Source organism: Methanosarcina hadiensis (assembly GCF_046529725.1).
Classification (GTDB): Archaea; Halobacteriota; Methanosarcinia; order Methanosarcinales; family Methanosarcinaceae; genus Methanosarcina; species Methanosarcina hadiensis.
On record NZ_CP136241.1, the window covers coordinates 2,673,691 to 2,697,969 of the forward strand.

Consider the following 24,279-nt stretch of genomic DNA (forward strand, 5'->3'; position numbering starts at 1 on the left):
TTATCACCCATCATGCCAGAGGTCGCCTTGGGCGGTACGTTTCAGTATCTTCATGACGGACACGCCAGACTGATAGAAAAAGCATTTGAGATAGCAGGCAGCGGGAAAGTCCACATAGGGCTTACTTCGGACGAGATGCTCCAGAAGAGCCACGAGGTAGAGAGCTACGAAGAAAGAAGGGCACGCCTGCTTGAGTATATAAAAGAAATAGGGGTTCCTGAGGAGAGATATGAAGTTACCAGGCTGGACGATCCCTGCGGCCCAACCCTGGAAGAAGAGTTCGACTACATAATTGTCTCACCCGAAACCTATCCGGTCGCCTTGAAAATCAACAGGATCAGAGAGAAAAGAGAAAAAAAACCACTGGAAATTGTGTATGTAGAGTATGTGATGGCTGAGGACGAGATCCCGATTTCTTCTACAAGAATCGCAAATGGAGAAATTGACAGGCACGGCAGGTTAAAAAAGAAGCTTAAAAAAGAAGCTTAAAAAAGAAGCTTAAAAAAAGGCTTAAGAAAAGCACAAACTTCCGTATTCTAGCTTTTTCCGGAAACACTCTTCTACAACAGGTATAAATCAGGACAGGATAATGAGTAATTAAGTGATAACATGCCAAGAGAATTCACACAAAAAGACATTGAGATCTTTAACAAGCTCGCCCCGGAAGCAGGAGGAAAAACAATGTCCAGAGAAGCAGGTCACCATTTTCCCTTTATCCTGCGCCCTGTTTCACACAAATTCGCCGAATCTCCCGAAGATTTCAGGGAAAGACTCGAAAGACTGGATGCTGACGAACTCGACTACCTCGTAGGGCTTGCCCTTGAAGGAAAAGAAGATGTCCAGTCCCTTGACGAGGACCTTGAGGAACTTGTGGCAGCAATCGAGAAAAAAGTATCTCCTGAAAGAGCGAAACAGTTAAAGGATTTTGTCGGAATTTTTTAAATTAAAACTGTTTATAAGAATCTTCTAAATTAGAAGCAGTTTAAATAAAACACTTAAAATAAAACGCAGCTTAAAACCGTCTTAAAATGCACTTTTAAAAGGATATTTAAAAAACATGTTATCTGAAAAACTTATTTTTGGGACAGCAGGAGTTCCTAAAAGCACAAAAGCCAGCAATAGCATTGCAGGGATTGAGCGGGTTAGAGAACTGGGACTCGGCTGCATGGAACTTGAGTTTGTGCAGGGAGTGCGCATGAGTGAAAAAGGGGCAGCAAATGTTCTTGAAATAGCCAGAAAAGAAAACATAGCCCTGAGCGTCCACGCCCCTTATTACATTAACCTGAACTCCCCGGAAGAAGAAAAATTAAAAGCCAGCATGGAAAGGATCTACCAGTCTGCAAGGATAGGCAGCCTTTGCGGAGCAGAATCAATTGTACTGCATGCAGCCTTTTACCAGAAAAACAGCAAAGAAACAGTCTATGAGAATGTCTCAAAAGCCCTTCAGGAGCTTACGGGACAGCTCAGGGATGAAGACATCCATGCAGTCCTCCGCCCGGAAACCATGGGCAAAACTACGCAGTTTGGGACGCTTGAAGAAGTGCTCTCCTTAAGCGAAGAAATCGAAGGGGTTATGCCCTGCCTAGACTTTTCCCATATGCATGCAAGGGAAGGAAAAGAAAATTCCTATCCCGAGTTTATGTCAATCCTCTCAAAAGTAGAAAACTCACTCGGGAAACAGGGGCTTGAAAATATGCACATGCATGTCTCGGGAATAGAATACGACCGGAACGGGGAAAAAAGGCATCTGACTCTTGAAGAATCCGATTTCAATTACCCTGAACTCCTGAGAGCCCTCAAAGAATTTGGTGTTAAAGGGCTTGTCATCTGCGAAAGCCCTATCATGGAAGAAGATGCACTCCTGCTAAAAAAGACTTACATGGAATTATAATCTTATGAGATTTACATGGAATTTAACCTTCTGAGACTTACAGGGAATTATAAGATTATAATTTCTTTTCGGGACTCACAATTCTTTTTTTAGAATTCTTTTCTATCCACTGATCCTTCATTTCTGCATTGAATTGATTGATACCTTTTGCCGTATTCTCAAGCAGCCCAAAAGCAAGTTCCTGGTCCGGCCAGAATGCCAGCCCGCAGTCCGGATTTGCGTACTTTATGCGGTCCCCGAGAACCGAATAAGCCGTTTCAAGCCTCTTTTTTATAACATCCGGAGTCTCCAGCTCAGTTAATATTTTTTGCATATATTCTTTTTCCTTCCAGGCATTAATTCCGTACTTTTCATTGACAATACTCACAAGGCTGAAAATATCGGTTCTTGCTATTCCGACTCCTGCATAAGTATCCGAATCCTCCAGTACTTCTCTGTCCAGGAGATCAAGGTAAGAAGGGTTCCCAGCATACTCAAATCCAATAACATTGATAGGGGTTTCACATATGAGCTCATACTTCAAAGGGGAATAAAGATGAATTTCCATATCCGCCCCCTGCTGCCTGGCATAGGAAGATGCAATAGTAAGAGCCGAAGCGATATCAGCGTCAGAAAACTGGATCATATCGGTTAGTCCCAGGCTGATTTCATCCAGGGCTATAACCCTGATTTTGAAGTTTTTTGCTGTTTTGAATGCCTGTTTAATGAATTTATCAATATCCTGTGCAAGGATGTGGTATGCGTCCACAAAAGCTGTCGCCCCGAAAGCCTGAAGATACGTATCTGTGGGGCCTGCAATGCAAACCCTGGCTTCAAGAGTATTTCCTGTCTCTTTTCTATATTGTTTTGCGACCTCATCGATTATTTCCAGTTCAAGGATTTTTGCATTTTCCTCTTTCAATACATAAGGTTCACTGCAGTTTTTTTCGTCTTTTATGATATCAAGAAACTGGCCTATCATATCCCTGAACTGAGGATATGTGGGAACATGCACCCCAGTAGCAATTTTTCTCTGGAAAGCCTCTCTTATTATCGAGAAGAGTCTTTCATCTTCGTTTCGATTCTCAGCTGCGGTCTTTATCCATTCCCTTGTTACACCTTCAGGGGTGGGAAGGCTGCCTTCATCGATAAAAATAATCTCCTGCATATATGTAATTAAGAGAGGTCAAGTTTTAAAGATATTGAAATTTTTTTGGCACTACAGCGAAGATATATCCTAAATTATTAGTCTTTGATCGCTAAATAAATGTTAGACCAGCTCATGCTCGTTTAGATACGAAAACCTTTTAAGAGGAAACATTTTCAGAAAAGAAAAACGCCCAGAAGCAAGTCAATTGCTTTATTGATTATTTTGTCTCAGACCTGTTGTTTCAGGCCTGTTTGTGGTTACTGCGATTAATCGAAAAATGACTTGCTATCTGGACATTTTAAGAGAGAACAGTACTAAACGTCCTTTATATAATCAGAGACAATTTTAAGGTAGTATTATTATCAGGTCTTGCTGGAAAGACAAAACTCACTGTTGAATTCCACTCCAGCTGTATTGCTTTCCGCTATATTTTTTCTCACTCTCTTTATGCAAGTGTTTTTTCATTTCTAAAAATCTTTCCTTATGACGCATCAGCAGGTAGGCTCCAGACAGTCCCACAAGAGTGTAAACCAGCCTGGATGCAGTTGATTTTTTCCCAAAAAGAAGTGCTACCAGATCCAGGTTAAGGATTCCGATAAGACCCCAGTTCAAAGCGCCTATTATCACTAACAGTTTAGATATACCCTTTACTTTAGACATATTATCGTGTATCATACCTTCCGTATGCATTTTTAGCAAACCTCCCCTGGAAAAGCATTGAGAAAGGACAGATCATTTTTTAATTTGAAAATTTGATTGGAAATTCTGGTTTTTTAATGTCCAATCCCCTGCTCCCTTAAACAATGTTGGAGCTAGGATATTATTAATTTATTCCTTAACTTTGCCAGAATTATTTATGAAGAAAAATATGTTTTAAATGAATTGATGAAGATTAAAAGAGATCGTCAGTTATTCGAAATATCGAGCGGAAAATCAAAATATGCAGGAAAATATATGTAAGAGATAAATAAAGAAAAAGGGAAAATATAGAAGAAGAGAAAGGAAGAAGGGAATAAAAAAGAGAATAAAAAAAGAATAGAAAAAGAAAACGGAGAGAAAAAAGAAAAAAATCAGATTTTAAGGGCTCCGGGGTTTTCTTCGGTCTCTTTAATCCATTTGCATCCGCCATCCCTGTTAACCACGCCCACGGTGAATTCTATCCCGCTTTTGTCCACATATTCCTTTGTCCTTTTCAATGCATGGTCTATCATTCCGCCTGCTGTAAGGATAAGGCAGCGTTTCCCGCAGAGTGCCATAAGGATTGATTTGTCTATGACGCCTGAAGTGACGTCCAGCCGGATTCCGTCCTGTTCGGCAAGGGTCTTGCTTTTCTTGCCCATTGCCCCCACGAAAGTGATTTCCCCTTCTTTAATAATCTGCATGACCTTTTCAGGCGAATAATCGTCCGTATCGTAGAGCAGTACCCCACCGGCTTTAATCCCTTTGCGTTTAAGTTCAACAATAGCCCTGCCGTCAGGATGGATATGCAGGACAGTGGCATTAATTGCCTCATAAGGAGATTGCGTTGCATATTCTCCGTACATGACTCCAATATTCAGGCTGTCTCCTTCTCTTACTCCGGGAGGGACCTCAACCCACATCAGATCAAGAGGCTTTAATGTGTTGACAAGGTCAGGAATGGTTTTGGGGGAGTTTCTGCCGTATGCAAGCCCCCTTCTCTCAATCTCGTGATAGATCTCAAGGGTGGTGGGCTGGCGCAGACCTGCTTTTTTAAGGAGCTCCTGCTCTTTGAAGACTTCTGCCGGTGTCCCCTGCCCTATGAGTTTGCTGTTTGACATAAGGAAAACATAGTCAGACCAGCGGTATGCCAGATCAACGTCATGGGTTGAGATGATGATGGTGCTCCCGAAATGATTGAACTCGTTGAGCAAGTCAACTATCTCATCTGCTCCAACAGGGTCGAGGTTGGAAAGCGGCTCGTCCAGGATTATTACCTCAGGCTCCATTGCCATAACACCGGCAATAGCAACCCTTTTTTTCTGCCCTCCGCTCAGGTGATGGGGAGGCTTGTCCTTGAGCCGGGTGAGACCTACATATTCAAGGGCCTGATTCACACAGGCTTCGACTCTTTCTTTTGAATAACCGAGATTTGCAGGCCCGAAAGCTACGTCCTGGTACACTGTGGGAGCAAAGATCTGATCATCTGAATTCTGGAAGACAATTCCCACGGATTTCCGGATTTCCCGCAGGGACTTTGAATCGTATTTAAAAGGGGCCCCATGGAACAGGATTTCACCTTCCTGTGGCTTTAAGGTCCCGTTGAGGAGCAGGAAAAGCGTGGATTTTCCGGAGCCGTTCTGCCCTACAAAGGCAACTTTTTTCCCTTTTTTGATCTCGATGTTTATGTCCTGGACAGCTGCAGTGCCGTCAGGGTAAGAGTATTTAAGGTTCCGGGTCTCAAGAATAATCATTATCTGTTACCTCAAACAATGGATATGTTTTTTGTAAAATAAAATAGTGCAAGAGCTGAAACGAAGTAGACAGAGGTCAGTAACAGTTCTGCTGTCCTTACAGGCCTGTGCACTTCGAATAGAGTCATTTTTCCATCATAGCACCTGGAATTCATTGCCAGAAAGAGTTTGTCTCCCTGCTCCCAGGACCTGATAAAAAGCGTGCTCCCAAGCATGCCCATTGAATTAAGGGAGCGCCTGAAACTGGAGTATCCGAGCCTCACAGTCTGGGCATACTTTATGGAAAGAGCCATGTCCAGGAAAACAAAGATGTATCTGTAGATAAGCATTGAGAGCTCTATAAAAGATTCCGGAATCCTTGAAGCCTTTAACACGGCAAAGAGTTCTATCATAGGGGTTGAGAGTGCAAGGAAGTAAAGGCAACACATCCCGCTTATGGACCTTGAAAGGACCAGCAGGGCAAGTTCAAACCCATCAGTTCTTATCGAGAATGGATATCCCAGAAATTCAAAGGCCAGCATCTCAGGTCCTGAACCCGAGAAGAAGGCAATAATAAGGACACCTACAGCAGCAAAGCCCATAGGAGCAAGCAGGAGTCTAAAATATAGTCCTAAAGGCGTTTTCCCCAGAACAACTGTTGCGAAGCTCATACAAAAAGCTATGAAAAAAGGAGTGATAGGGGAAGTAGATGAAACTCCTACAAGCAGCCCGAAAAAGACTACCGCAAGCTTCAGCCAGCTGTTTATATGCCTTAGGGGGCTCAGAAGTGCATAATCGTCAAGGATATTGGTCATATGGGGAACCCGCAGATTGTGGATTTATAAAAACAAAAGCTAAAAATAAAAGACAAAAGATAAAAAACTTTCCTCCTTTAAGGAGAAAAGCAAACATGACGGAAGAAGAGATTATAGAGAGTGCTTCTCGCTTTCAGGCTTGTTTTTCCCTTTATATCCAAGCTCATTTTCATAATTTTTTTTAGCCCTGTAGTACCCAAGGAAGTAACCTATGATCCCTGCGCCTATAGCTGCCTGAAGGCCAAAGAGAAGGCTTTCGATTTCACCACTTGGAGGCTCCCAGAAAGGTTCTGCATTTGGTTCGTAGGTCCCGCCAGTGATCTCGTTTATCACACCTTCGGCTTCCCCGTCAGCTCCTCCGTATTCCGCATCCGTAGTGGACGACATATAAACGAACTGCACTGCAAAGACCAGGAGGATTGCAAGTACGATAATTTCCAGTTTTCTGCTCATGCGGAAATCCCTCTTAGCTTTTTCACAACTTTATCTTCAATGACTTTCATTTCCACAAGGATATCACTCTTGACGTTAATCACATACTTGAAGAGCAGGGCACTGACAGCCCCTTCCATGACTGCGAGAGGCAACTGGGTAACTGCAAAGATCGTGGCAAATTTGCCGAATGAACTCATGAAACCTGCAAGAGTAAGCGCCCCTCCGGCAGGAAATGCAAGAGCAAGCTCCACGGAAGTGGTTATATAAGTAGCCCAGTCCCCAAAGGCTGTAGCGAGGAATACGGCAAGATAGAAGTTGAGATTGGCTTTCATTCCTGCTTTATACACTAAATACGCAACAACAGGACCCACAATACCCATTGAGAATACGTTGGCTCCAAGTGTAGTCAGGCCGCCGTGAGCGAGGAAAAGCGCCTGGTAGATAAGCACTATGGTCCCAAGCACTGCGGAAATTGCAGGTCCGAACATAATTGCAGCAATACCTGTTCCTGTGGGGTGAGAACAGCTTCCGGTTACGGACGGCAATTTCAGGGAGGACAGCACGAAAACAAACGCACCTGCAACAGCCAGAAGAGGCAATATCTCGCGTTTTTCTTTCACCAGTTTATTCAATTTGTGGATTCCGTACAGTATCACCGGAATAGATACTGCAAACCAGATCTGCCACCAGGGCGTTGGTAAAAAGCCTTCCATTATATGCATGAGATCACCGCATGGATATCAAGTAAATATTAGTGGGATTAAGTCAAGTTAAATTGAGTAAATTGATACATAAAGGTTACGGTGTAAGAGAAACAGGTGCGTACGAGCCTGTAAAAATTAGTTTGAAGGTAATATAACTTATAAAATTGAGAGGAGATGAGACAGAACAAGCAAACTTGACTAATACAGGGCATAAATTGAGACGAACATTATATCTGATAATGAATAATTAAAGAGAAAATCTGCATCTACAGGCATTATTAAAATAACCTGATAAAGAGAAGGATTGATTTCGGCATCGGAAAACAGGACAAATGAGATACTAAAGTAAATTTGCGTACAGATAGAGAATAGAGTGGGAGAAGAAAAAAGAAAAAATGGAGGTTATAATAGTAGATAGTTTCTGTTTTTAAATCTGGAAGACCGGTCAAAATGGCAAGCAAAGCAAAATAGAATCAACTAAAATTGCTTTAGCAAAAAAGTATTGTATCCTGAGATATATAAATATATCCTTTTGGTTCAACTAAAAAAGAAGTCCTGAAACAAAATCGCCAGAAAGGATATACTTTTGAATAAAGATAAGAAGATTTAAAAGTAGGAATTTTGGAGAGGGCAGGGTTCATTTAAGACCAAGAGAAAATTACAGTAAGAAAGCAAAACCAAAAAGAGTTTTAGAGTGAATTTAGTGAGGAAATCTGATCAGCCGCAGGAATCTGAAGTTCATAGATAAAACTTTGCTGGAACGGGTTTATATCAGAAAATAAAAAGTTCATATCCGTGAATAAAATTTCATATATGTGAATAAAATATCCGTACTGAGGCGTGCCTGAGGTACACATATGATCGAAAACATGACACATGTGATGATATTTGTAAAAGATTATGATGAGGCCCTTGAATTTTATACAAATAAACTTGGCTTTGTAAAAATCGCGGACGTTAGTCTGGCACCAGGGTTCCGTTTTTTGTCCGTTGCCCCTGCCGGTAAGGGAACGGAAATAATTCTTCATGTGCCCAACGTCGAAATGCAGGAAAAGGCTGAAGCAATACGAGAGGTTGGCCTCATAGGCAAAACCCCATCCCTGATGTTTAAAGTAGATGACTGCAAGAAGACATGCGACGAGCTGAGATCAAAGGGTGTAACGATTATGCAGGAGCCGGAGGAGGCGCCTTTTGGCATCCAGGCACGCATTGCGGATCTGTATGGAAATCCATTATGGTTGATAGAGCATCCAAAATGAAAGTTAAAGTTAGTTGCTGAGAAATACTACCGAGTAAGCAAGTGCAAAATAACGCCCGAATTTACCGAGAAAAACCAGAACCGAGAAGGACCTGAAAGGAAGCTGCATAAGCCCTGCGACCATGGTAATTACATCCCCGATACCCGGTACCCAGGTAAAAAGGAGGGTGTAGATCCCATACCTGTTGAAAAGCCTCTCACTTTTCTCGAGCTTTTCCGGAGAGGGAGAAAGATATCTTTCAAGCACGTGCCGCCCTTTTAAGCCCAGGTAGTAAGTGGTGCATGACCCAAGAAAATTGCCAGCAGTAGCTACCAGAACTACAGCAAGAGGGCTGAACCCCCTGTAAACGAGAGCGACTACCAGAGCCTCAGACCCGAAAGGCAGGACTGTAGAAGCCAGAAAGCTCAGGATAAAAAGGTTCAGGTAACCGTAATCGGCAATAAAGGCGCTCAGGGATTCAAGCATAATACTCCTACTCTTACCTTACACTCCTGCTTACTATTCTATTTATATTTTCAGGTCAGACAGAGTTATAATTTCGGACTCATAAAACCTCATTAGCTGTATCTAACCGTTCCCGAATTGCGCCTCGGGAGCACGCGGTCCTTTTCGCTCCGCTCCCCGAATTGCGCCTCGGGAGCACGCGGTCCTTTTCGCTCCGCTCCCCGAATTGCGCCTCGGGAGCACGCGGTCCTTTTCGCTCCGCTCAAGAGGACTACTTTATAAATTATAACAGTAGTTTTACCAGAAGAGATGAAGAATTGAGATAAAATGTCGTTGATCGTTTAACATTATTCGCCTTATCGGGTCTGTCTCTTTATTTGATTTACAGAATGTGATGACCTGCAAAACCTTTGTCTGGAAGAGAGATTAGGCGCTAAAAGACCAGAAAATACTAAAAAAGAAGAGAAAAAGACCGGAATTAAAAAAGTAATTTCCGGCCCCTGCTATGAAAAGTAGGAATTAATTCAGTTCCTTCTTTTCCTGAACAGTACAAATGCTATGGCAAGTACTCCGAGAGTTGCGGTGCTGGTTAAGAAAGGAGCTGATTCCGTTACTTCGTAACTTCCGCTCAGGTCTCCGATCTCAACTGTGTATGTTCCTGCTTCTTCCTCTGCGTGGGAGAATTCGACAGTTCTCGTCTCACCCGCCTCAAGGCTTACGGTTTCCGAATCAACGGTTTCATTGTTGACCAGAAGTTCCACCTCGGTCTCTCCTGCAATGTTGCCTGTGTTTGTAACGTTTACCTGGATTGTGACGGCTTCTCCGCCTTCAACAGTAGCAGGCTCGATTAAGAGGTTTGAAAACTCAAATTCAGCTCTGTCCTCAGAGACTTCAACAACAATTTCTCCTTCTTCATAACCTGCTTTTGTGGCATTTACAGTGAATGTGCCCGGAGCAGTAACCCAGTAAGATACAGTCCCGTCTGTGCCAGTCTGCCCTTCAACTTTCTGTCCGCCGAAGAATACATCTGCTCCGGAAACAGGCTGGTTTTCAAGTGAGTCAGTAACCCTGATGCTTATCTGGTCTCCCTGCTTGAGGTCTTCCGGAGAAACCGAGAGCAGCAGTTTCATAACCCCGGCTCCGACAATGTCCACGCTCTTACTTCCTGAGATGTAACCGTCCTTATTTGCAGACAGTGTAAATCTGCCTTCCTGAGTGGGGGTGTATGTAAGGGCCCCGTCATCACCTGTAGTTCCGATGCTCTGGTTGCCAAGCCGGACCTCAACATCAGTGACTGCAACATCCCTTGCCGTAACCGAAATATTTGCTGCCTGTCCGACAACAAAGACATCCGGAGTTTCAATTACCAGCTGATCCTGTGGAGCAGACTCAACCTCGACAAAAGGATAGAAACGCAGGACAGATGAATCAGCCACCCTGAAGCTGACATTACCCATCAGGCTGACAGTATTACCCCTTGAGAGTGAAATCGAATCTTCATTTCTCATCGTAATTCCTGAGCTGGAAATGGTGCTGATTTCCATCCTGCCGAAAGAATCACCCTGAGAAAGCTCAAGATAGTCATCCGAGACCTGGAATATCCCTTCTATAAAGACGGCGTCCGTTTCACGTGAGCGGAAAACCGTGCTTATATGGGCTGCAATCATGGGAACGTCTTCAGCTCCACCGATATCTGCCTCATAGATATAGGTCCCGTTACTGGATACTATTCCAGAATCCAGGAGTCTCCCGTCCTTGTAAAGCTCTAGAAGCACTCTGTTTCCGTTTACATCAACTTCTGCAGCTTTGAGGGAGTAACCGTTTTCAAGAGCTACTGAGGAGCCCGTGAACATAGACCTTTTGTTATCATCATCAATCAGGACTTTTGCAAGGATATCATCAGAAAGGACGCTAACGCTTCTCGAATTCCCAAAGGTATTCGCAGGGTAGCCCGCAAAATACTTCTCTGCCATGAAGCCAATGACCTGATAAGAACCCCAGTTTTCCTGCTCGAATCTCACAAGTGCCGGGCTGGTTGAATAGACAAGAGCCTCGTCATTAATTGACCTGCCGCTAATTTCTTCTGTCAGAGTCAGGCTTTCAGTAGAGACATTCTCATCTATGCTGTAATAGAACCCTTCAAAGTTGTAAGGCGTCCAGACAGTAGTATTAAATCTTTCATCATGGACAGTTCCCCTCAGTTCATAGGTTCCGGGTTCTGTAGTCTCGACTATAGGGGCAAAGCGGAGCTCGCTAGCGTCAGCAACAACAAAGCTGAGTTTTCCCATAATATCAACCGTGTTTCCTCTGCTCAGAGAGAATGAATCACGGTTTCTCATTATTATTCCCGAACTTGAAGTTGAACTGATTTCCATTTTCCCGAATCTGTCTCCATTCTCAATCTGGACGTATTCATCCGATATCTGGAAGATCCCTTCTACAAATACAGCATTTGTTTCTGTGCCCCTGAATATCTGAGCCAGATGGACTGCGATCAGAGGTACGTCATCTGCATCCCCAAGGTCCGTCTCATAGACATAGTCGCTGTTAGAAGAGAGGAAACCATTGTCTATCACATCCCCGTCCTTTTCGAGCTGCACCCATACAGTGTCTCCATTAACATCGACTTCTACAATATTCAGGGAATAACCTTCTTCAAGTATGAGGGAAGAACCTGTGTAAAGGGATCTCCTGTCGTCGCTGTCAATCAATATTTTCGAAAGCTGGCCATCCGAAATTACGCTGACTTCATCATTTATAAAGCTGGAGTTTCCCGTGTACCCTGCAAAATACCGTTCTGCCATAAACCCTATTACCTGATACGAACCCCAGTTCCCATATTCGAATCTCGTTTCAATGGGCCTTGTCTCATACTGTAATCCGTTTCTCTGAACACTCCGGCTGCCTTCGGTGAGCCGGATTGTCATGGTCTCCGAGCCTTCCCCTGTATCCAGGTCATAATAAAAGCCCGAATACGTCTGGGGCGTCCAGGTGTAGGTAAGGTTCTGGCCTGTATTTTCATCCCAGATACGGTTGCCTGATGAGTCCGAAAGCTGTGCAGCTGCGGATTCACATAACAACCCGAGCATTAAAAATAAACACAACATTTTTAGATATTTTTTATTCCCCAAGTTAGACCTCCTTTTAATGTATGGAGCAGGGGTTCAGCCACCGGAAGTCCTGTTGAAAAAAGAACCAAAAGAAAGCTCTTGAACACTTTCTGGACATTTCCCCAGTGTCCGGGTACCCCTATTTACTTTAAACATTTTGAAATATTAAACTATATACATTTCTAGGTATTGAAGTAATCAAATAAAAGTTTTTGGGCAGTTTACAATGTAAAAAAGAAAAATTGGAAGCTATATAGGCGCAAAAAAGTTAAAAATAAAAATAATAGTTATGCCAACTTAAAAGATGAGATAGTAATAAATATGAATATTAATGTTTCTACCCTTTAATGCAGTATTTAATTTTTAAGAAGCTTTTTGTAAAACACAAACCAGGGGTTGTCCAGAAAACCTATTAAATTCTTACTGATAAGCTGTCCAATGATTAGGGGGAGAACAGGCATAACTCCATAATACGCAATAAAGACAAAGATGAGGGAGTCCAGAGTAAGATTAACAAGGTCGCTTGCCCCTGAACGCAGCCAGATGTAAGGATTTATCATGGTATCATGCTTGAAATTCTTTTCTTTTTCTGAAAAACGCTTTTTGAGAGTTGCAAAGATCCAGGCATCAAGGTTCGAGCAGACCAGAAAAGAAACCCAGCTTGCAATAGTAATCCTGATGCTGAGCCCAAAAAGACTCTTCCAGGCATCCTCAAGTTCGAAGAAAGGAGCAGGACTGAGACCTGCGACCATGCCTATGAAGAGTACGAATAATACCTGGGTTGCAAAAGCGATGAGTATGGAAATGTGCGTCTTCCTCTCCCCGTAAACTTCGTTGATCATGTCAATGACCTGGGCAATAAAAGGATAGATGAAAACTGCCGCCGGCGCAAAAAAAGAGTAAAAACCAAGGTCAAATACAATAATGCGTGTGGCAAGAACCTGTGAAGCTGCCAGGTAAACAACGTAAAAAGCAGTGAGCACTGTAAATCCGTTTTCAGGCATTTTTCTAATAATATAAACAGATGCATAGGTAGCAATTGTCAGGGTAATAATCCAGTACAGCCAGACTAACATTTTTTTCACAACCGGGTTATAGAGCTTGGAATGGATTTGTAAATGGGATGGATTTATAAACAGGATGGATTTGTAAGCGAAATGGATTTGTAAATGGCATTATTTGTGAGACCAGAGGTAAAGCGAGTCCAGATAAACCGAGAGGGAGTAAATTGATAAGGGGAAATTGATAAGGTTGAAGTGAGGCATTAAGCGAGCTGGAATTGAAGAGAGTAAATCCGCTAAACCGCCAGATTCGGGAAATAGAAGTGTGGTTCATTTATTTAAAGTGTATAGTATAGTCCTACCTCAGGACTCCTGGAAGAGTACCCTGGATACAGGGATTAATCCAAGTAAAATTCAAATAAAATTCAAATAAAAATCCAAGTAAAAATCTGAGTAAAATTCCAAATAAAAATCAAATAAAATTGGAGTGAGAAATCCTTTCAGTCTTCCTATCCCTGAAATAATCAGCGCTTAAAATTCTATAAGAGATCCATAAAATATAAGATAAAAGAAAAAGTTTCTGACCTTTAAAACACAGATATCCGAGAATCAGGAATCAATTAAATGTTAGAGAACCAGGAATCAATTAAATGTTAGAGAACCAGGAATCAATTAAATATCAGATAACTCTGGTTCAATACCTGAAGTTCAAAAACTGAGGTTCAGCCTTAAATTCAGCAATTCAGGTTCAACAACTCGAGTTCAACAGCTTACTTCATAACTGAAAAAATAACGTATGGAGCCGTCCCGGGCATGGAAACAGATATCATTATTCCAGAAGATCTGAAGCTTACAGTCCTTAAAAAGATCAAACCAACGGAAGACGAAAGAAAACACCTCATGGCTGTTCAGGAAGAGCTTGCCGTGGAAGTAAAAGCGGCAGCAGAAAAACTTTGTGTACCGGATATTTTTGTAAAGATGGTAGGTTCTGCTGCAAGAGGCACATGGCTTTCCGGCACCCACGATATTGATGTTTTTATCAGTTTTCCCGAGGAAACGTCCAGAAAGGACCTGGAAACAAAGGGTATGAGGATTGCCAGGGAGGTTGCAAAACACGCAGAATATTCCGAAGACCGCCACGCAGAACATCCTTACCTGAATATAATCTACAAAGGCTTTGATGTGGATCTTGTCCCGTGCTTCAGAGTCGCTTCTGCATGCCAGCTCAAATCCGCTGTTGACAGGACACCCTTTCATAATGAATTCGTAAAATCCCGCATAAAAGGCAGGGAAGACGATGTCCTGCTCATGAAGCAGTTCATGCGCGGAGGCGGTGTCTACGGCTCGGAATTGAAAACACAGGGCTTTTCAGGCTACCTGACCGAGCTCCTTATCGTTTACTACGGCTCTTTCGAAAAAACAGTAAAAGCGGCCGCTCTCTGGAAACCAGGCCAGAAAATAGATATTATGCGGCACTCGGAACTGGAACACAGCGAACCCCTCGTCATGGTCGACCCGACCGATCCCAGGCGGAATGTTGCAGCAGCCCTTTCTCTTGACAAATTCTGCATGTTTATAGACCACTGCCGGGAGTTCCTGAAAAGCCCGGAAACCAAATTCTTTTTCCCGGAATCTCCCCTGCCAATCGAGGACAAAGAATTTCTTGAAAAACTGGAAAGCCGAAAAACTTCCCAGCTGGCAATTGTTTTCGAGACTCCTGATGTTGTTGACGATGTGCTCTACCCGCAGCTTTATAAAATGGAACAGGCTGCAGCATCTCTCATGAACGAATATGATTTTTCAGTTATCAAGACCGGCGTCTGGTCAGGAAAACCCGAAACCGTGATCATGCTCGAACTTATCTCAGGCACCCTCCCCAATGTAAAAAAGAGAATTGGCCCTCCGGTATGGGTCAGGGAGCATGTCGAGAAGTTCAAAGACAAGTATGAAGGAGCTGAAAATGTTTTCGGAGGATATATCGAAAACGGTAAGTATGTTTTTGAAGTCCAGCGCAAATACACAACTGCTAAAGGGCTTCTTGAAGAACAGCTTGTAAACTCTTCCCTCGGGAAACAGGTACATCAGAGCGTGAGTAAGGGATTTGAGATTCTTAAAGATGCGGAAATCTGCAGGCTGAAAGATCAGGATTTCAGGGTTTTTTTGAGGAAATGGGTGTAAATTTACCGTCACACGCGAATCATTCCTTGATATTTGATTTTTCGTATAAAGCGGGGTTTCTCCGCACAAATTTTTTCTATCAGCCCTTCTTTATTAACCCTAATTCTAAAAAGAAACTATTTTAAGCTTTAATATGTATACAAATTTCTGGTGTTAAGTGTTGGTAGAAGAAGAGGAGCTTTACAGTCAATTCCATAAAGATATAATTGAGCGTATCAAAGCATTGGATCAATTAACATATAGTTTTCGAACAATGTCCAATAAAGAAAGGGCATGGAACACTTTAATTACGTTGACTACCGACGAAAACACTATTGTGAAGTATAGAGCTGCTAAAGCTCTTGGTTATGTTTTTCCTTATACCTCGAACAAACTGCAAGCATGGAACGATTTGCATAACCTAACTACTGATCCGGACAAAAATGTTAGATCTGGAGCTGCTAGAGCTCTTGGTTATGTATTTTCTCAAGTTTCAAAAAGAACTGACGCTTGGAACGATTTACATTTACTTGCTAATGATCCAATAGGCGATGTTAAACGTAATGCCGCTATTTCCATTGGCTCTGTATTTTCTCAAATACCTGATCCAATTCAGGCGTGGGACGATTTAAGTAATCTGGCTACTGTTGAAAACATATATGTAAAAATCGATGCAAACTGCTCTCTTGGAAAAGCTTCCATATTCAAGGCTTGTCAAGCAGAGAAAGAAGATGATTATGAAAAAGAACTTGAGAACGCTATTAATTTTTTTGAAAAAGCCGTAAAAGAATCACCTAACGAATGGTTCAATCCAGCTCAATTTTGCTTTTCCTTTTATCGTTCTTTTTATACAATAATCTTCAAAAAATATGAGTCAATAGGAGAAATGGATACCTTCCTAGAAGACATGGAAGATGCAATTGAAGGCTCAGAGAGTAAAGAATTGCTCTTTGAATTTGTTGAAAACCTTTTAAATGCATTAAAAGAAGTCCAGAGCCTGAATAATTTAGATTTAGAGGCAAAAAAAGGTGAACTTAATTTTTATAGAAAATACTGTGATCGTGCAGCAGAACTCATGAGAGAAACCGAAGAAACAGCACCTTTTGCAACATTAGCGATGAAAAAAGGGCTGCCTATATTGGAAAGAAACCTTAAAGGGATTATAGAGGAAATTCAGCAAAAAGCAAAAACTGCATGTAAAGAAGCAAAAGGCACACCTGCGGAGTATGCTGCTTGTGCTGTAAATGATTTTGCAAAAAGGTTGAAAATCGGGAGCCCAGAATATCTTGTGGTACAAATTGAAAATCTTGTTTTTCTGCTTAAATCCTATATTCCTAAAATTGAAGAAAATAACGTGATCCTTGATAGAATTGATAAAATTCTCAGAGAAGAAGACGTGGTAATACAGTATACATTATTGAATAACCTGATTCCACAAATTATAGATATACAAGTTTCTGAAAAAACAGCTCCAATATTAAGCGAAATCAAGTGTTTACGTGTTTCAGTTGACAGCTTAGTAGAGTCAATTGATGAATTACAAAATCCGCAGGAATATCTTAATATTATTCGACAAAACTTGGAAGAGATTAAAAATAGTGTTCCTGGAATAAAAGAGAATATAGATAAGGTTCTTTGTGAATTGTATACTCCTTTGAGCACAACGCAGAAACTAAAAATTTCTATTCCAATAATTCCATTACTTGTCTCTTATGAACAGGAAACAGATGTTCCAAGATTTGTGGCTGACAGAATATATGAATTAAAGAATCTAGTTTTGCGTAGAAAAGGTAAATAATTTAAGTGTAGATTCTATCTTCCTAAACAGAAAGAAGAATTTTCCTGAGAGAATTCAATAAAGACTCACAAATCCCTCAATCCTTTTCTGATAATAAAGGTACTCCTGGGCATACCCGCAGTAGTGTCCGAAATATTCTCGCCCCCAGTCTCCCATACAGCTCAGGTTTGAGCAGGTTTCAAAATAGCTGTCATCAATATGGTAGTGCTGGATGATCTGCCTGACATGTGTATCTACCGGGAAAGATTCCATTTTCTCAAAAGCGAAGAGGAGGACGCAGTCGGCAACTTTTTCCCCTATACCACGCAGCCTCATAAGGCGTTCCCTGGCGTATTTGTATTCAAGGCGAAAAAGGGCATCAAAGTCCAGTTCTCCGGAACATACTTCTTCTGCTGCCGTTTTTATGCGGTCTGCCCTGAAGCCGAGCTTGCACCTGTCAAGCAAACTTAGATCGGCGTTTGCGAGAGTTTCGGGGTCAGGAAAGCTAAAATATCCGTCTTCAAGCTCCTGCCCTAAAAACTGGCTCAGGAGGCAGATCCTTTTTTGAATTGTAGGGATGCTTGAAGCCGTGGCAAGCATGTAAGAAATCAGGCATTCCCAGGGGTCCTGCCGGATCAGCCGAAGGCCCTTGTATTTGTTTATTGCCCTGTCTATCAAAAGGTCCCTGTTGATGCTCACATAAATTGAGGAGAGGTCATCGTCAAAGCGTAAATAACGAGAGAAAAATTCGGGTGGAAGTTCGGAATCTATTAGCAGTTGCCCGCTTTCTTTCTCCTGCGAAAGCCGGATAACATTGTTTCCCACAACTCCGGTCCACCAGTCTCCCTCCTTTTCCCACCTGAAGACCTGGCCGCAGTCAAGGGTGTAATTAAGGTTAAAAAGTTCGGGCTCAAGCCTGTACATCCAGTTCAAGCCCCCTCAAGAAAGTTCCCGCAGTTAGCGTATCCCCAAGCCCCACAGTCGTTATTGGGAATTTGCATAGCAATGTAGGGAGAATACAGAGCATGTAACCTTCCATTAAAGCAAAAGCACCCCTCCCACATGGGGTTCCTCCAAAAGCTTCCAGGAAAAACTGTAATTGTTCTCTTCCAAACATGCTCTCCTGAAGCTTCAAAGCCTCTTTTTCTATGAATTCCCGCCCTTCGAGCCTGCCTGAAGCTGCATATGCTCCTGCGCATTTCAGTCCAAAGTCCATGGCTTCGAGTTTTTTTCCGGCTGCTCTCAACAGGGCAGGGCTTTCTTTCTTTTTCCATTTTTCTTCATTATATTTTTCCGAAATCCCTGCCCCAGCAGAGTTTCCGGAATCCGGCTTAAAAACATCCAGAACGAACTCTCTTGTATGTATGAAAAGGTTTCCAAGTCCGGATCGGGAGGCAAGTCTACAGGCTGCCTTCGAAACGGCTTCGGCTTCCATATGCAATAGCCCGTCTGCAGGAATTCCATGAAGGCTGTTAAATATTGAAAGTTCGTCTTCGTTCATTCCAATACTGTGTGAGATCCCGGCAAATTTTGAAAATACTGAGTTTCCAATCTCCCTGCTTGCAAAATCACCCAGTTCTATATGAATTCTGAGATTCCCATTTTCTGCCTTCCAGGCTTTAAGCTGGGAAAAAGAGTTTTCAAGGACTTCTTTATAGGTGCTGCCATCAGGATAGGCCTCAAGCAGGAGATGAAAACCCGAGATGAGTGCACCGTCCATTTCTCGCGCATGCCTCAGGGCATAGTCCTCAAAGGCAGGACTGGTAAAGAGCCTGAAATTTAAATGGTCAGAGGTCGCTATGAAACGGTTTTCTCTGGGAACCCGGATTTCTGTCCCGTAAAGGGAAAATGTTTCGCCTTCGGAAAAATCGAAAACGAAGTGTATCGGGTCCTGACTGTCGGAAGAAGCATATGACTTCTGTACAGGCTCTAAATTTTGTTCGGGCTCTGAGTCTTGTTCAGGCTCTGAGTTTTGTTCGGGTTCCGGGTTTGGATTCTGCTCTGCCTCTGTCTCAGTTTTCAGAGGAACATCAGGGAAATATACTGCTTTTTTCGAAAATAAAGAAAGCTGGGTTTCGGAGGGGACCGCAACGTTAGGAATTACTCTTGATACCCCGATTTCGGAAAGGACGTTTGCCATAATGCCAGCATTCCCGCCCATTCTTACAATGGACTTCTCAAAATAGCAGTCCCTCAGGAACTCAAAGACTTCCTGCTCAATAACAAGCCATTCGGCTCCAGAGCCGTTCTTCATACAATAGGCCAGGCCTGCCACAAAATCGGATCTGGAAAGGATTTTTCCTGGAGGATTTTTTATTTTTTTAAGAATTTCAGCCCTGTCAAACGATTTTAGCAGTTCCGAGATTTCAGCTCCGCTTATCCTGTATACGGAGTCTATATTCACATTATAGCCGCAAAGTATGTTCATCTGACCGATCCCTGTATTCGAACAGTTAGTTTATTTTCAGATATTTCATTTTCCAGCTTTTTTTCAGCTTTTGATAGTTTATTTTCCAGCCTTATTTCCCGGCTTTTATCTGTTTCATCCTTGCAAGCATGGCAGCAAAAGCCCCTGCAGAAATGGTATCTCCTATCCCTACTGTAGCTTTAGGCCTGTCCACCACCTTGGAAGGAATCAGGATAGCATCGTGATCCGGTCCATATATATACCCGTATTCGAATTCATCCGGGCTGCAGAGTTTTCTTCCGGTACAGTAGAGCTTGAAGTTTTCCAGATCCTCCATCCCGCTGGCTGAGACGGGAATGTCCAGGCCGACTTCAGCGTCATCAAGGCTTTCTATTTTTCCGTTCAGAGCCCGGGCAGCTGCCAGGACCGAGGAAAAGAGCAGGGCATCCCGATGTTCTTTCAGGGTCAGGGGGTGACCTTTAGCAAGGATACAGATATAAAAGCCGAGAGAATGGACGTGTACCCTTTCAAGTTTAAGGTCTTTCATTAACTGGACAGCTCCCTGGTAAAGAGACATAATCCCGTTTTCACCTTTCCGGATAACGGAATATGAAAGCTCCTCATAACCGAGCACATTGAGAGCGTTTGCCACTTCCACCGTATCAAGGCCAAGGGAATGGACATGCCTTGCAACAATATCCGTAAGAATGGTCTTTCTTATAAGTCGGTTCTGGATGGACGTAAGTTCCACATGAATGCGGAAATCAGGGTTCAGGGACTTCAGCTTATTAATGACTTCTACGGAATGTTCTACATAATCTTTATAGGTGGACCCGTCCTCATACTCTTCTTTTATCATCTGGTAGCCGGAGAGCATTGCCCCGTCAACCGGGAAGATAGAATCAAGCTGATCATAGATTTCTCTGTCCATATCCAGACGGATCCATTTGGGGCGGGAAGAGATAATCAGTCGGTTGTCCCTGGGAACTTTGAAAGTGCTCCCTGCGCAGGTCACTTTAAGGTCTTTGGAAAACTCAAATATCCAGTTGACTTTTGATCCTCTTCCGGGCTTGAAAGCTTCTGAAGGGGGCTTGAGGACGACCTTTCCGTCTTCCACTCTGGGGTGAAGGATATTGCCATTTTCTGCAGCAAAGTAATCTGCCTGTTCTTCGGAAAGCCAGGGAATATAAGTCACAACCTTTTTCAGGTCTAACCTGGCAAGAAGATTTGAAATAATCCCCGCCTGGCCTCCCATTCTGGCATAGTCAAACCCCAGGTGCTCCTTCAGCCATTTATGAGTATCTTCAGTATAAGTAGGAACTTCCGCAGCTTTTCCTTCCCGCATTGAAATCAGCAGGCGGGCAACGAAATCCAAAGGTTCGGCAATCTCTCTTGGATATACCGCAACCCTGTCCTGAATCTCAGCTTCATCAAAGAGCCTGATAAGCTTTAACAGGTCTTCTTCAGTGAGGTGTTTGATAGCATCAATATTACTGTTATAAGCTACAAACATCCCATCCAGATATGGAAGGGCTTCTTTTGCATTGTAAAAAGCTTCTCTATGACGCTGTTCCCATTCTTCTATGTCCATAAGTAATCCCCCTGGAAAAATAAAGTATCCAGAATTAAGAAACAAAATAACCTGGAAAAAAGGAAAGATAAACCAGGATAAATCCGAGCTTTTTGGTACAGATTATCTTGCTATGTTTCCTCTATTCCCATTCTACGTTATTTTATTTAACTTTGTGCAGAATGAGAACCTGAAGGCAGACGATTTTGATCTGATGCCAGCTGTTTAAGCCCCACAACAGGCATCAGGGACTGATTTCAGTTTATATCGGCTACTATTAAAGCTACACATGCTAATGGAAGATATTTCCATGCCTTATCTATGCCTGGATTCCGGTTCTATTTATGTCGTGTATTCGGCATTGATCTTGACGTAATCGTAAGTCAGGTCGCAGCCCCAGGCAGTTGCGGATTCATTTCCCATTGCAAGGTCAAGCTTGATGATAATTTCGTCATTTGCCATTATTTTCTTCAGGAGTGCAAGATCAGAAGCTGTTGAAATCTCTCCGGACCTTACGAGTTCCACTTCTTCTTCCCCACCAGAGAAAGATAAGGACAGCCTTTCCTGTTCAAGCTCGGCACCCGAATACCCTGCGGCAGCCACAACCCTTCCCCAGTTGGGGTCCTTCCCGAAAATTGCAGACTTGACAAGAGGAGAACGGACAATTGCTTTTGCAGTAAGTTTGGCATCCTTGTGTGTTTTTGCCCCTGTGACTCTGGCTTCTATAAGTTTGGTAGCCCCTTCCCCGTCTTTAGCCATTTTCTTTGCAAGGTCGGTAAACACATAAATGAGCCCTTCTTCAAAATCGTCCAGGCATTCCATACAGGGCTTGATTCCGGACTTGCAGGTCGAAGTAAAAAGCACCATATCGTTCGTGCTTGTGTCGCCGTCCACAACAACCATGTTGAAGGTTTTATCTACAGCTATCCTCAGGGCAGCATCAAGGACGTCGGCAGGTACTTTTGCATCAGTATATGCAAAGCAGAGCATTGTCCCCATATTCGGCTCGATCATGCCGGAGCCCTTAGCGATTGCCCCTATCCTGACCCCGCAGTCAAGTTCCACAGCACACTCTTTCAGGGCTTTATCGGTTGTCATAATAGCCTTTGCGGCTGCGCGGCTGCACTCCGGAGAACTGTCCAGCCCTTTAAGGACTTCGGGTAGATGTTCCTTTATATAAGAGACGTCAAGCCTTCTGCCAATTACCCCGGTTGAGGCGACTGCAATAGTTTTAGCGTCAATACCAAGCTCCTGGGACAGTGCCTGTGTCATCTCCATTGCATCAAGGAAACCGTCATCCCCGGTAAAGGCATTGGCGTTTCCACTGTTTGCGATTACGGCAGAAAGCCGGTGCTGGGTATCAACCACTCCTTTGCTGAGAGTAACAGGAGCCGCAACTACTTTATTCCTTGTAAAAACACCTGCTGCAGGACCTTCCGCACGAATAACAGCTATTCCCATTTTTCCCGGTTTTATCCCGTATGCAGATACACCCCTTACTGCACAAATTCCGCCCTCGATTTGCTTCATGAAAACTCTCCTTTAACTCAAAGTTTTGCAAGGCCTTCTATTATATCCCCGCGTGTGATAATTCCAACTACACGGTCATTTTCCATTACAGGAAGCCTGTTGATCCTGCGCCTGACCATAAGTTCGGAGGCTTCTTCAACGGAAGCTTCGGAAGAGATTGTATGGACGTCTTTTGTCATTATCTCCTTCACTTTTGTAGAACCAACATCAGAAAGCATCTTTTTAGTTTCTTCCCAGCTAAGGAGCTCCCTTATAGGAACCTCAATGACTTCAAAAGGGCTGGGAAGCCAGAGATTTCCTTTTTCCGGAATTACCAGCAGTTCAAGGAGGTCACCCTCACTTATTATCCCTACAAGCCGTCCATTTTCAAGGACAGGAGCCCCGCTGATATTGTTATCCTTAAGAATCTTTGCTGCTTCCCGGATTGTATTGTCAGACTTGCAGAATACAACATCAGGGTTCATGACATCTTTTACTTTCATCGGACTACCCCAGAATAAATTCCATTCTTTATATTAATCCGTCACCAGTTATATTTCCTCGCCTGCTCCATGTTTACGGTGCTGCTGCAGGGAGCCAGAGGCCGCGTGTCTCACCCAGTCCGAACATAAGGTTCATATTCTGGATAGCCTGCCCTGATGCGCCTTTGACAAGGTTATCGATTGCTGAGAGCACTACAACCCTGTTATTTTCTTTATCTGCCTCAAAGCCAATATCGCAGAAGTTAGAACCCCGGACAGCAGTGAGTGAAGGAACTCCTCCGGGGAGCCGGACAAACGGTTTATCCCTGTAAAACTCCTCATAAATTCCCCGAATATCTTCAGTCGAAAGAGTTTCTTTTGTAAAGAGATGAGCAGTTGTAAAAATCCCTCTTATGGATGGTATTACATGAGGGGTAAAATTGATATTTCGAAGTTTTCCATCCAGCCTTGTGAGTTCCTGGACTACCTCAGCCCTGTGCCTGTGAGCTGTAAGTTTATATGGGACAATATTTTCTGCGAGGTTAGGGTAATGAGAAGTTTCAGTGGGTGAAATTCCTGCCCCTGAGATTCCTGTTTTGGAGTCAAAGACTGCAATATCTATTAGCCCTGCTGCCGCAAGAGGGGCTGCTGCAAGGGTTGCTCCAGTTGGGAAACAGCCAGGATTTGCCACAAAATCTTCTTTTGCTGCTTCAGGATGAAGTTCAACGAGCCCGTAAACAGCATTCCTCGGGTCGCTGTGCTTTATTCCATAAATTTTTTCAAATACCGGAATATCAAGTCTATAGTCTGCGCTGAGGTCGATTACCTTAGTATTGCCGTCCAGCAGTTCAGGTACATAGTTCATAGCAGTCCCGTGGGGCACTGCCACAAAAACTACGTCACAGCGCTCCCTGATTTCTTCAAGCCCCGGGTTTTCATACTTTAAATCCAGAAAACCTTCGAGATGCCTATGAGTACTCGCTACGGGTTTTCCTGCAAGACTCCGGGAGGTTGCCAGTTCAAGCCTGACATCGGGGTGGCTTACAAGTAAGCGCAGGAGTTCTCCTCCTGTGTATCCGGAAGCTCCTATAATTCCTGCCTTGATCATGGTATTCACTGCCATTGTAATGTCAATACAAGATAATTAAGCTTGTTATCGAAAAAAACCAGAAAGAAGG

General features: G+C 43.1%; 22 protein-coding genes. 7 read left to right on the forward strand and 15 right to left on the reverse strand.

Annotated features, from left to right (window positions below; genetic code table 11):
• Positions 1 to 12: 12 nt before the first annotated feature.
• The 3 genes from RSJ42_RS11315 (at position 13) to RSJ42_RS11325 (ending at position 1,891) form a co-directional block, all read left to right on the forward strand.
• Positions 13 to 489, forward strand: a complete 477-nt coding sequence (locus tag RSJ42_RS11315) for a phosphopantetheine adenylyltransferase (RefSeq protein ID WP_410507392.1) — start codon at positions 13 to 15, stop codon at positions 487 to 489.
• 120 nt (positions 490 to 609) lie between these two features.
• Complete coding sequence (locus tag RSJ42_RS11320) at positions 610 to 942, forward strand: hypothetical protein (RefSeq protein ID WP_410507393.1); 333 nt, start codon at positions 610 to 612, stop codon at positions 940 to 942.
• A gap of 115 nt (positions 943 to 1,057) precedes the next feature.
• A complete protein-coding gene (locus tag RSJ42_RS11325; RefSeq protein WP_410507394.1) occupies positions 1,058 to 1,891 on the forward strand; it encodes a TIM barrel protein in 834 nt (277 codons plus the stop codon).
• 55 nt (positions 1,892 to 1,946) lie between these two features.
• On the opposite strand, the gene RSJ42_RS11330 is transcribed toward RSJ42_RS11325, so the two are convergent.
• From RSJ42_RS11330 to RSJ42_RS11355, 6 genes are all read right to left on the reverse strand, one after another.
• A complete protein-coding gene (locus RSJ42_RS11330) occupies positions 1,947 to 3,038 on the reverse strand; it encodes a methionine synthase (RefSeq protein ID WP_410507395.1) in 1,092 nt (363 codons plus the stop codon).
• A 369-nt stretch (positions 3,039 to 3,407) separates the two neighbouring features.
• Positions 3,408 to 3,710, reverse strand: coding sequence for a DUF378 domain-containing protein (locus RSJ42_RS11335; protein WP_410507396.1), 303 nt, complete (start codon positions 3,708 to 3,710; stop codon positions 3,408 to 3,410).
• Positions 3,711 to 4,090: 380 nt separating this feature from the next.
• Positions 4,091 to 5,452 carry an energy-coupling factor ABC transporter ATP-binding protein gene (locus RSJ42_RS11340; protein ID WP_410507397.1) on the reverse strand — a complete coding sequence of 454 codons (1,362 nt, stop codon included), beginning with the start codon at positions 5,450 to 5,452 and terminating at the stop codon, positions 4,091 to 4,093.
• A gap of 11 nt (positions 5,453 to 5,463) precedes the next feature.
• Positions 5,464 to 6,246 (reverse strand): cobalt ECF transporter T component CbiQ, encoded by a 783-nt coding sequence (gene cbiQ / locus RSJ42_RS11345; RefSeq protein ID WP_410507398.1) that lies wholly within the window; start codon positions 6,244 to 6,246, stop codon positions 5,464 to 5,466.
• A 111-nt stretch (positions 6,247 to 6,357) separates the two neighbouring features.
• Positions 6,358 to 6,699 carry an energy-coupling factor ABC transporter substrate-binding protein gene (locus tag RSJ42_RS11350; protein WP_410507399.1) on the reverse strand — a complete coding sequence of 114 codons (342 nt, stop codon included), beginning with the start codon at positions 6,697 to 6,699 and terminating at the stop codon, positions 6,358 to 6,360.
• Positions 6,696 to 7,403, reverse strand: a complete 708-nt coding sequence (locus RSJ42_RS11355; RefSeq protein WP_410507400.1) for an energy-coupling factor ABC transporter permease — start codon at positions 7,401 to 7,403, stop codon at positions 6,696 to 6,698. The genes RSJ42_RS11350 and RSJ42_RS11355 overlap by 4 nt, the downstream gene beginning before the upstream one ends.
• Positions 7,404 to 8,242: 839 nt before the next feature.
• Here RSJ42_RS11355 and RSJ42_RS11360 point away from each other — a divergent pair.
• Positions 8,243 to 8,644: a VOC family protein gene (locus RSJ42_RS11360; RefSeq protein ID WP_410507401.1), complete on the forward strand. Its 402-nt coding sequence runs from the start codon at positions 8,243 to 8,245 to the stop codon at positions 8,642 to 8,644.
• 9 nt (positions 8,645 to 8,653) lie between these two features.
• Here the strand turns inward: RSJ42_RS11360 and RSJ42_RS11365 are convergent, their stop codons facing one another.
• The 3 genes from RSJ42_RS11365 to RSJ42_RS11375 form a co-directional block, all read right to left on the reverse strand.
• The gene (locus tag RSJ42_RS11365; RefSeq protein ID WP_410507402.1) at positions 8,654 to 9,109 is read right to left on the reverse strand and encodes a YqaA family protein; all 456 of its coding nucleotides are present in this window, start codon (positions 9,107 to 9,109) and stop codon (positions 8,654 to 8,656) included.
• A gap of 503 nt (positions 9,110 to 9,612) precedes the next feature.
• Positions 9,613 to 12,177 carry an S-layer protein domain-containing protein gene (locus tag RSJ42_RS11370; RefSeq protein WP_410507403.1) on the reverse strand — a complete coding sequence of 855 codons (2,565 nt, stop codon included), beginning with the start codon at positions 12,175 to 12,177 and terminating at the stop codon, positions 9,613 to 9,615.
• Positions 12,178 to 12,554: 377 nt separating this feature from the next.
• A complete protein-coding gene (locus RSJ42_RS11375; protein ID WP_410507404.1) occupies positions 12,555 to 13,274 on the reverse strand; it encodes a queuosine precursor transporter in 720 nt (239 codons plus the stop codon).
• Positions 13,275 to 14,012: 738 nt separating this feature from the next.
• Between RSJ42_RS11375 and cca the strand changes: the two genes are divergently transcribed.
• Together cca and RSJ42_RS11385 are read left to right on the forward strand one after the other, a co-directional pair.
• Positions 14,013 to 15,377: a CCA tRNA nucleotidyltransferase gene (gene cca / locus RSJ42_RS11380; protein ID WP_410507405.1), complete on the forward strand. Its 1,365-nt coding sequence runs from the start codon at positions 14,013 to 14,015 to the stop codon at positions 15,375 to 15,377.
• Positions 15,378 to 15,537: 160 nt separating this feature from the next.
• Positions 15,538 to 17,154 carry a HEAT repeat domain-containing protein gene (locus RSJ42_RS11385; RefSeq protein ID WP_410507406.1) on the forward strand — a complete coding sequence of 539 codons (1,617 nt, stop codon included), beginning with the start codon at positions 15,538 to 15,540 and terminating at the stop codon, positions 17,152 to 17,154.
• A gap of 54 nt (positions 17,155 to 17,208) precedes the next feature.
• On the opposite strand, the gene RSJ42_RS11390 is transcribed toward RSJ42_RS11385, so the two are convergent.
• The 3 genes from RSJ42_RS11390 to pfkC all read right to left on the reverse strand — a co-directional run bounded on the left by RSJ42_RS11390 (position 17,209) and on the right by pfkC (position 21,131).
• Complete coding sequence (locus RSJ42_RS11390; RefSeq protein WP_410507407.1) at positions 17,209 to 18,057, reverse strand: DNA-3-methyladenine glycosylase family protein; 849 nt, start codon at positions 18,055 to 18,057, stop codon at positions 17,209 to 17,211.
• Positions 18,044 to 19,561 carry an ADP-dependent glucokinase/phosphofructokinase gene (locus RSJ42_RS11395; RefSeq protein ID WP_410507408.1) on the reverse strand — a complete coding sequence of 506 codons (1,518 nt, stop codon included), beginning with the start codon at positions 19,559 to 19,561 and terminating at the stop codon, positions 18,044 to 18,046. The genes RSJ42_RS11390 and RSJ42_RS11395 overlap by 14 nt, the downstream gene beginning before the upstream one ends.
• A 91-nt stretch (positions 19,562 to 19,652) precedes the next feature.
• A complete protein-coding gene (gene pfkC / locus RSJ42_RS11400; RefSeq protein ID WP_410507409.1) occupies positions 19,653 to 21,131 on the reverse strand; it encodes an ADP-specific phosphofructokinase in 1,479 nt (492 codons plus the stop codon).
• On the opposite strand from pfkC, the gene RSJ42_RS11405 reads away from it, so the two are divergent.
• On the forward strand, positions 21,124 to 21,339 hold the full coding sequence (locus RSJ42_RS11405) for a hypothetical protein (protein WP_410507410.1): 216 nt from the start codon (positions 21,124 to 21,126) through the stop codon (positions 21,337 to 21,339). The two genes, pfkC and RSJ42_RS11405, sit on opposite strands and share 8 nt — an antisense overlap.
• 113 nt (positions 21,340 to 21,452) lie before the next feature.
• Here the strand turns inward: RSJ42_RS11405 and argJ are convergent, their stop codons facing one another.
• The 3 genes from argJ to argC form a co-directional block, all read right to left on the reverse strand.
• Positions 21,453 to 22,640, reverse strand: a complete 1,188-nt coding sequence (argJ, locus tag RSJ42_RS11410) for a bifunctional ornithine acetyltransferase/N-acetylglutamate synthase (RefSeq protein ID WP_410507411.1) — start codon at positions 22,638 to 22,640, stop codon at positions 21,453 to 21,455.
• 17 nt (positions 22,641 to 22,657) lie between these two features.
• Positions 22,658 to 23,122, reverse strand: coding sequence for a CBS domain-containing protein (locus RSJ42_RS11415; protein ID WP_410507412.1), 465 nt, complete (start codon positions 23,120 to 23,122; stop codon positions 22,658 to 22,660).
• Positions 23,123 to 23,195: 73 nt separating this feature from the next.
• The gene (gene argC / locus RSJ42_RS11420; protein ID WP_410510361.1) at positions 23,196 to 24,209 is read right to left on the reverse strand and encodes an N-acetyl-gamma-glutamyl-phosphate reductase; all 1,014 of its coding nucleotides are present in this window, start codon (positions 24,207 to 24,209) and stop codon (positions 23,196 to 23,198) included.
• Between the last annotated feature and the right edge of the window lie 70 nt (positions 24,210 to 24,279).

What these genes read in the sequence shown, in the direction of transcription:
- RSJ42_RS11315 (WP_410507392.1), top strand. Translation starts at nt 13, where the DNA reads ATGCCAGAGGTCGCCTTGGGCGGTACGTTTCAGTATCTTCATGACGGA.
- RSJ42_RS11320 (WP_410507393.1), top strand. Translation starts at nt 610, where the DNA reads ATGCCAAGAGAATTCACACAAAAAGACATTGAGATCTTTAACAAGCTC.
- RSJ42_RS11325 (WP_410507394.1), top strand. Translation starts at nt 1,058, where the DNA reads ATGTTATCTGAAAAACTTATTTTTGGGACAGCAGGAGTTCCTAAAAGC.
- RSJ42_RS11330 (WP_410507395.1), bottom strand. Translation starts at nt 3,038, where the DNA reads ATGCAGGAGATTATTTTTATCGATGAAGGCAGCCTTCCCACCCCTGAA.
- RSJ42_RS11335 (WP_410507396.1), bottom strand. Translation starts at nt 3,710, where the DNA reads ATGCATACGGAAGGTATGATACACGATAATATGTCTAAAGTAAAGGGT.
- RSJ42_RS11340 (WP_410507397.1), bottom strand. Translation starts at nt 5,452, where the DNA reads ATGATTATTCTTGAGACCCGGAACCTTAAATACTCTTACCCTGACGGC.
- cbiQ (WP_410507398.1), bottom strand. Translation starts at nt 6,246, where the DNA reads ATGACCAATATCCTTGACGATTATGCACTTCTGAGCCCCCTAAGGCAT.
- RSJ42_RS11350 (WP_410507399.1), bottom strand. Translation starts at nt 6,699, where the DNA reads ATGAGCAGAAAACTGGAAATTATCGTACTTGCAATCCTCCTGGTCTTT.
- RSJ42_RS11355 (WP_410507400.1), bottom strand. Translation starts at nt 7,403, where the DNA reads ATGCATATAATGGAAGGCTTTTTACCAACGCCCTGGTGGCAGATCTGG.
- RSJ42_RS11360 (WP_410507401.1), top strand. Translation starts at nt 8,243, where the DNA reads ATGATCGAAAACATGACACATGTGATGATATTTGTAAAAGATTATGAT.
- RSJ42_RS11365 (WP_410507402.1), bottom strand. Translation starts at nt 9,109, where the DNA reads ATGCTTGAATCCCTGAGCGCCTTTATTGCCGATTACGGTTACCTGAAC.
- RSJ42_RS11370 (WP_410507403.1), bottom strand. Translation starts at nt 12,177, where the DNA reads ATGCTCGGGTTGTTATGTGAATCCGCAGCTGCACAGCTTTCGGACTCA.
- RSJ42_RS11375 (WP_410507404.1), bottom strand. Translation starts at nt 13,274, where the DNA reads ATGTTAGTCTGGCTGTACTGGATTATTACCCTGACAATTGCTACCTAT.
- cca (WP_410507405.1), top strand. Translation starts at nt 14,013, where the DNA reads ATGGAAACAGATATCATTATTCCAGAAGATCTGAAGCTTACAGTCCTT.
- RSJ42_RS11390 (WP_410507407.1), bottom strand. Translation starts at nt 18,057, where the DNA reads ATGTACAGGCTTGAGCCCGAACTTTTTAACCTTAATTACACCCTTGAC.
- RSJ42_RS11395 (WP_410507408.1), bottom strand. Translation starts at nt 19,561, where the DNA reads ATGAACATACTTTGCGGCTATAATGTGAATATAGACTCCGTATACAGG.
- RSJ42_RS11405 (WP_410507410.1), top strand. Translation starts at nt 21,124, where the DNA reads ATGTCCATAAGTAATCCCCCTGGAAAAATAAAGTATCCAGAATTAAGA.
- pfkC (WP_410507409.1), bottom strand. Translation starts at nt 21,131, where the DNA reads ATGGACATAGAAGAATGGGAACAGCGTCATAGAGAAGCTTTTTACAAT.
- argJ (WP_410507411.1), bottom strand. Translation starts at nt 22,640, where the DNA reads ATGAAGCAAATCGAGGGCGGAATTTGTGCAGTAAGGGGTGTATCTGCA.
- RSJ42_RS11415 (WP_410507412.1), bottom strand. Translation starts at nt 23,122, where the DNA reads ATGAAAGTAAAAGATGTCATGAACCCTGATGTTGTATTCTGCAAGTCT.
- argC (WP_410510361.1), bottom strand. Translation starts at nt 24,209, where the DNA reads ATGATCAAGGCAGGAATTATAGGAGCTTCCGGATACACAGGAGGAGAA.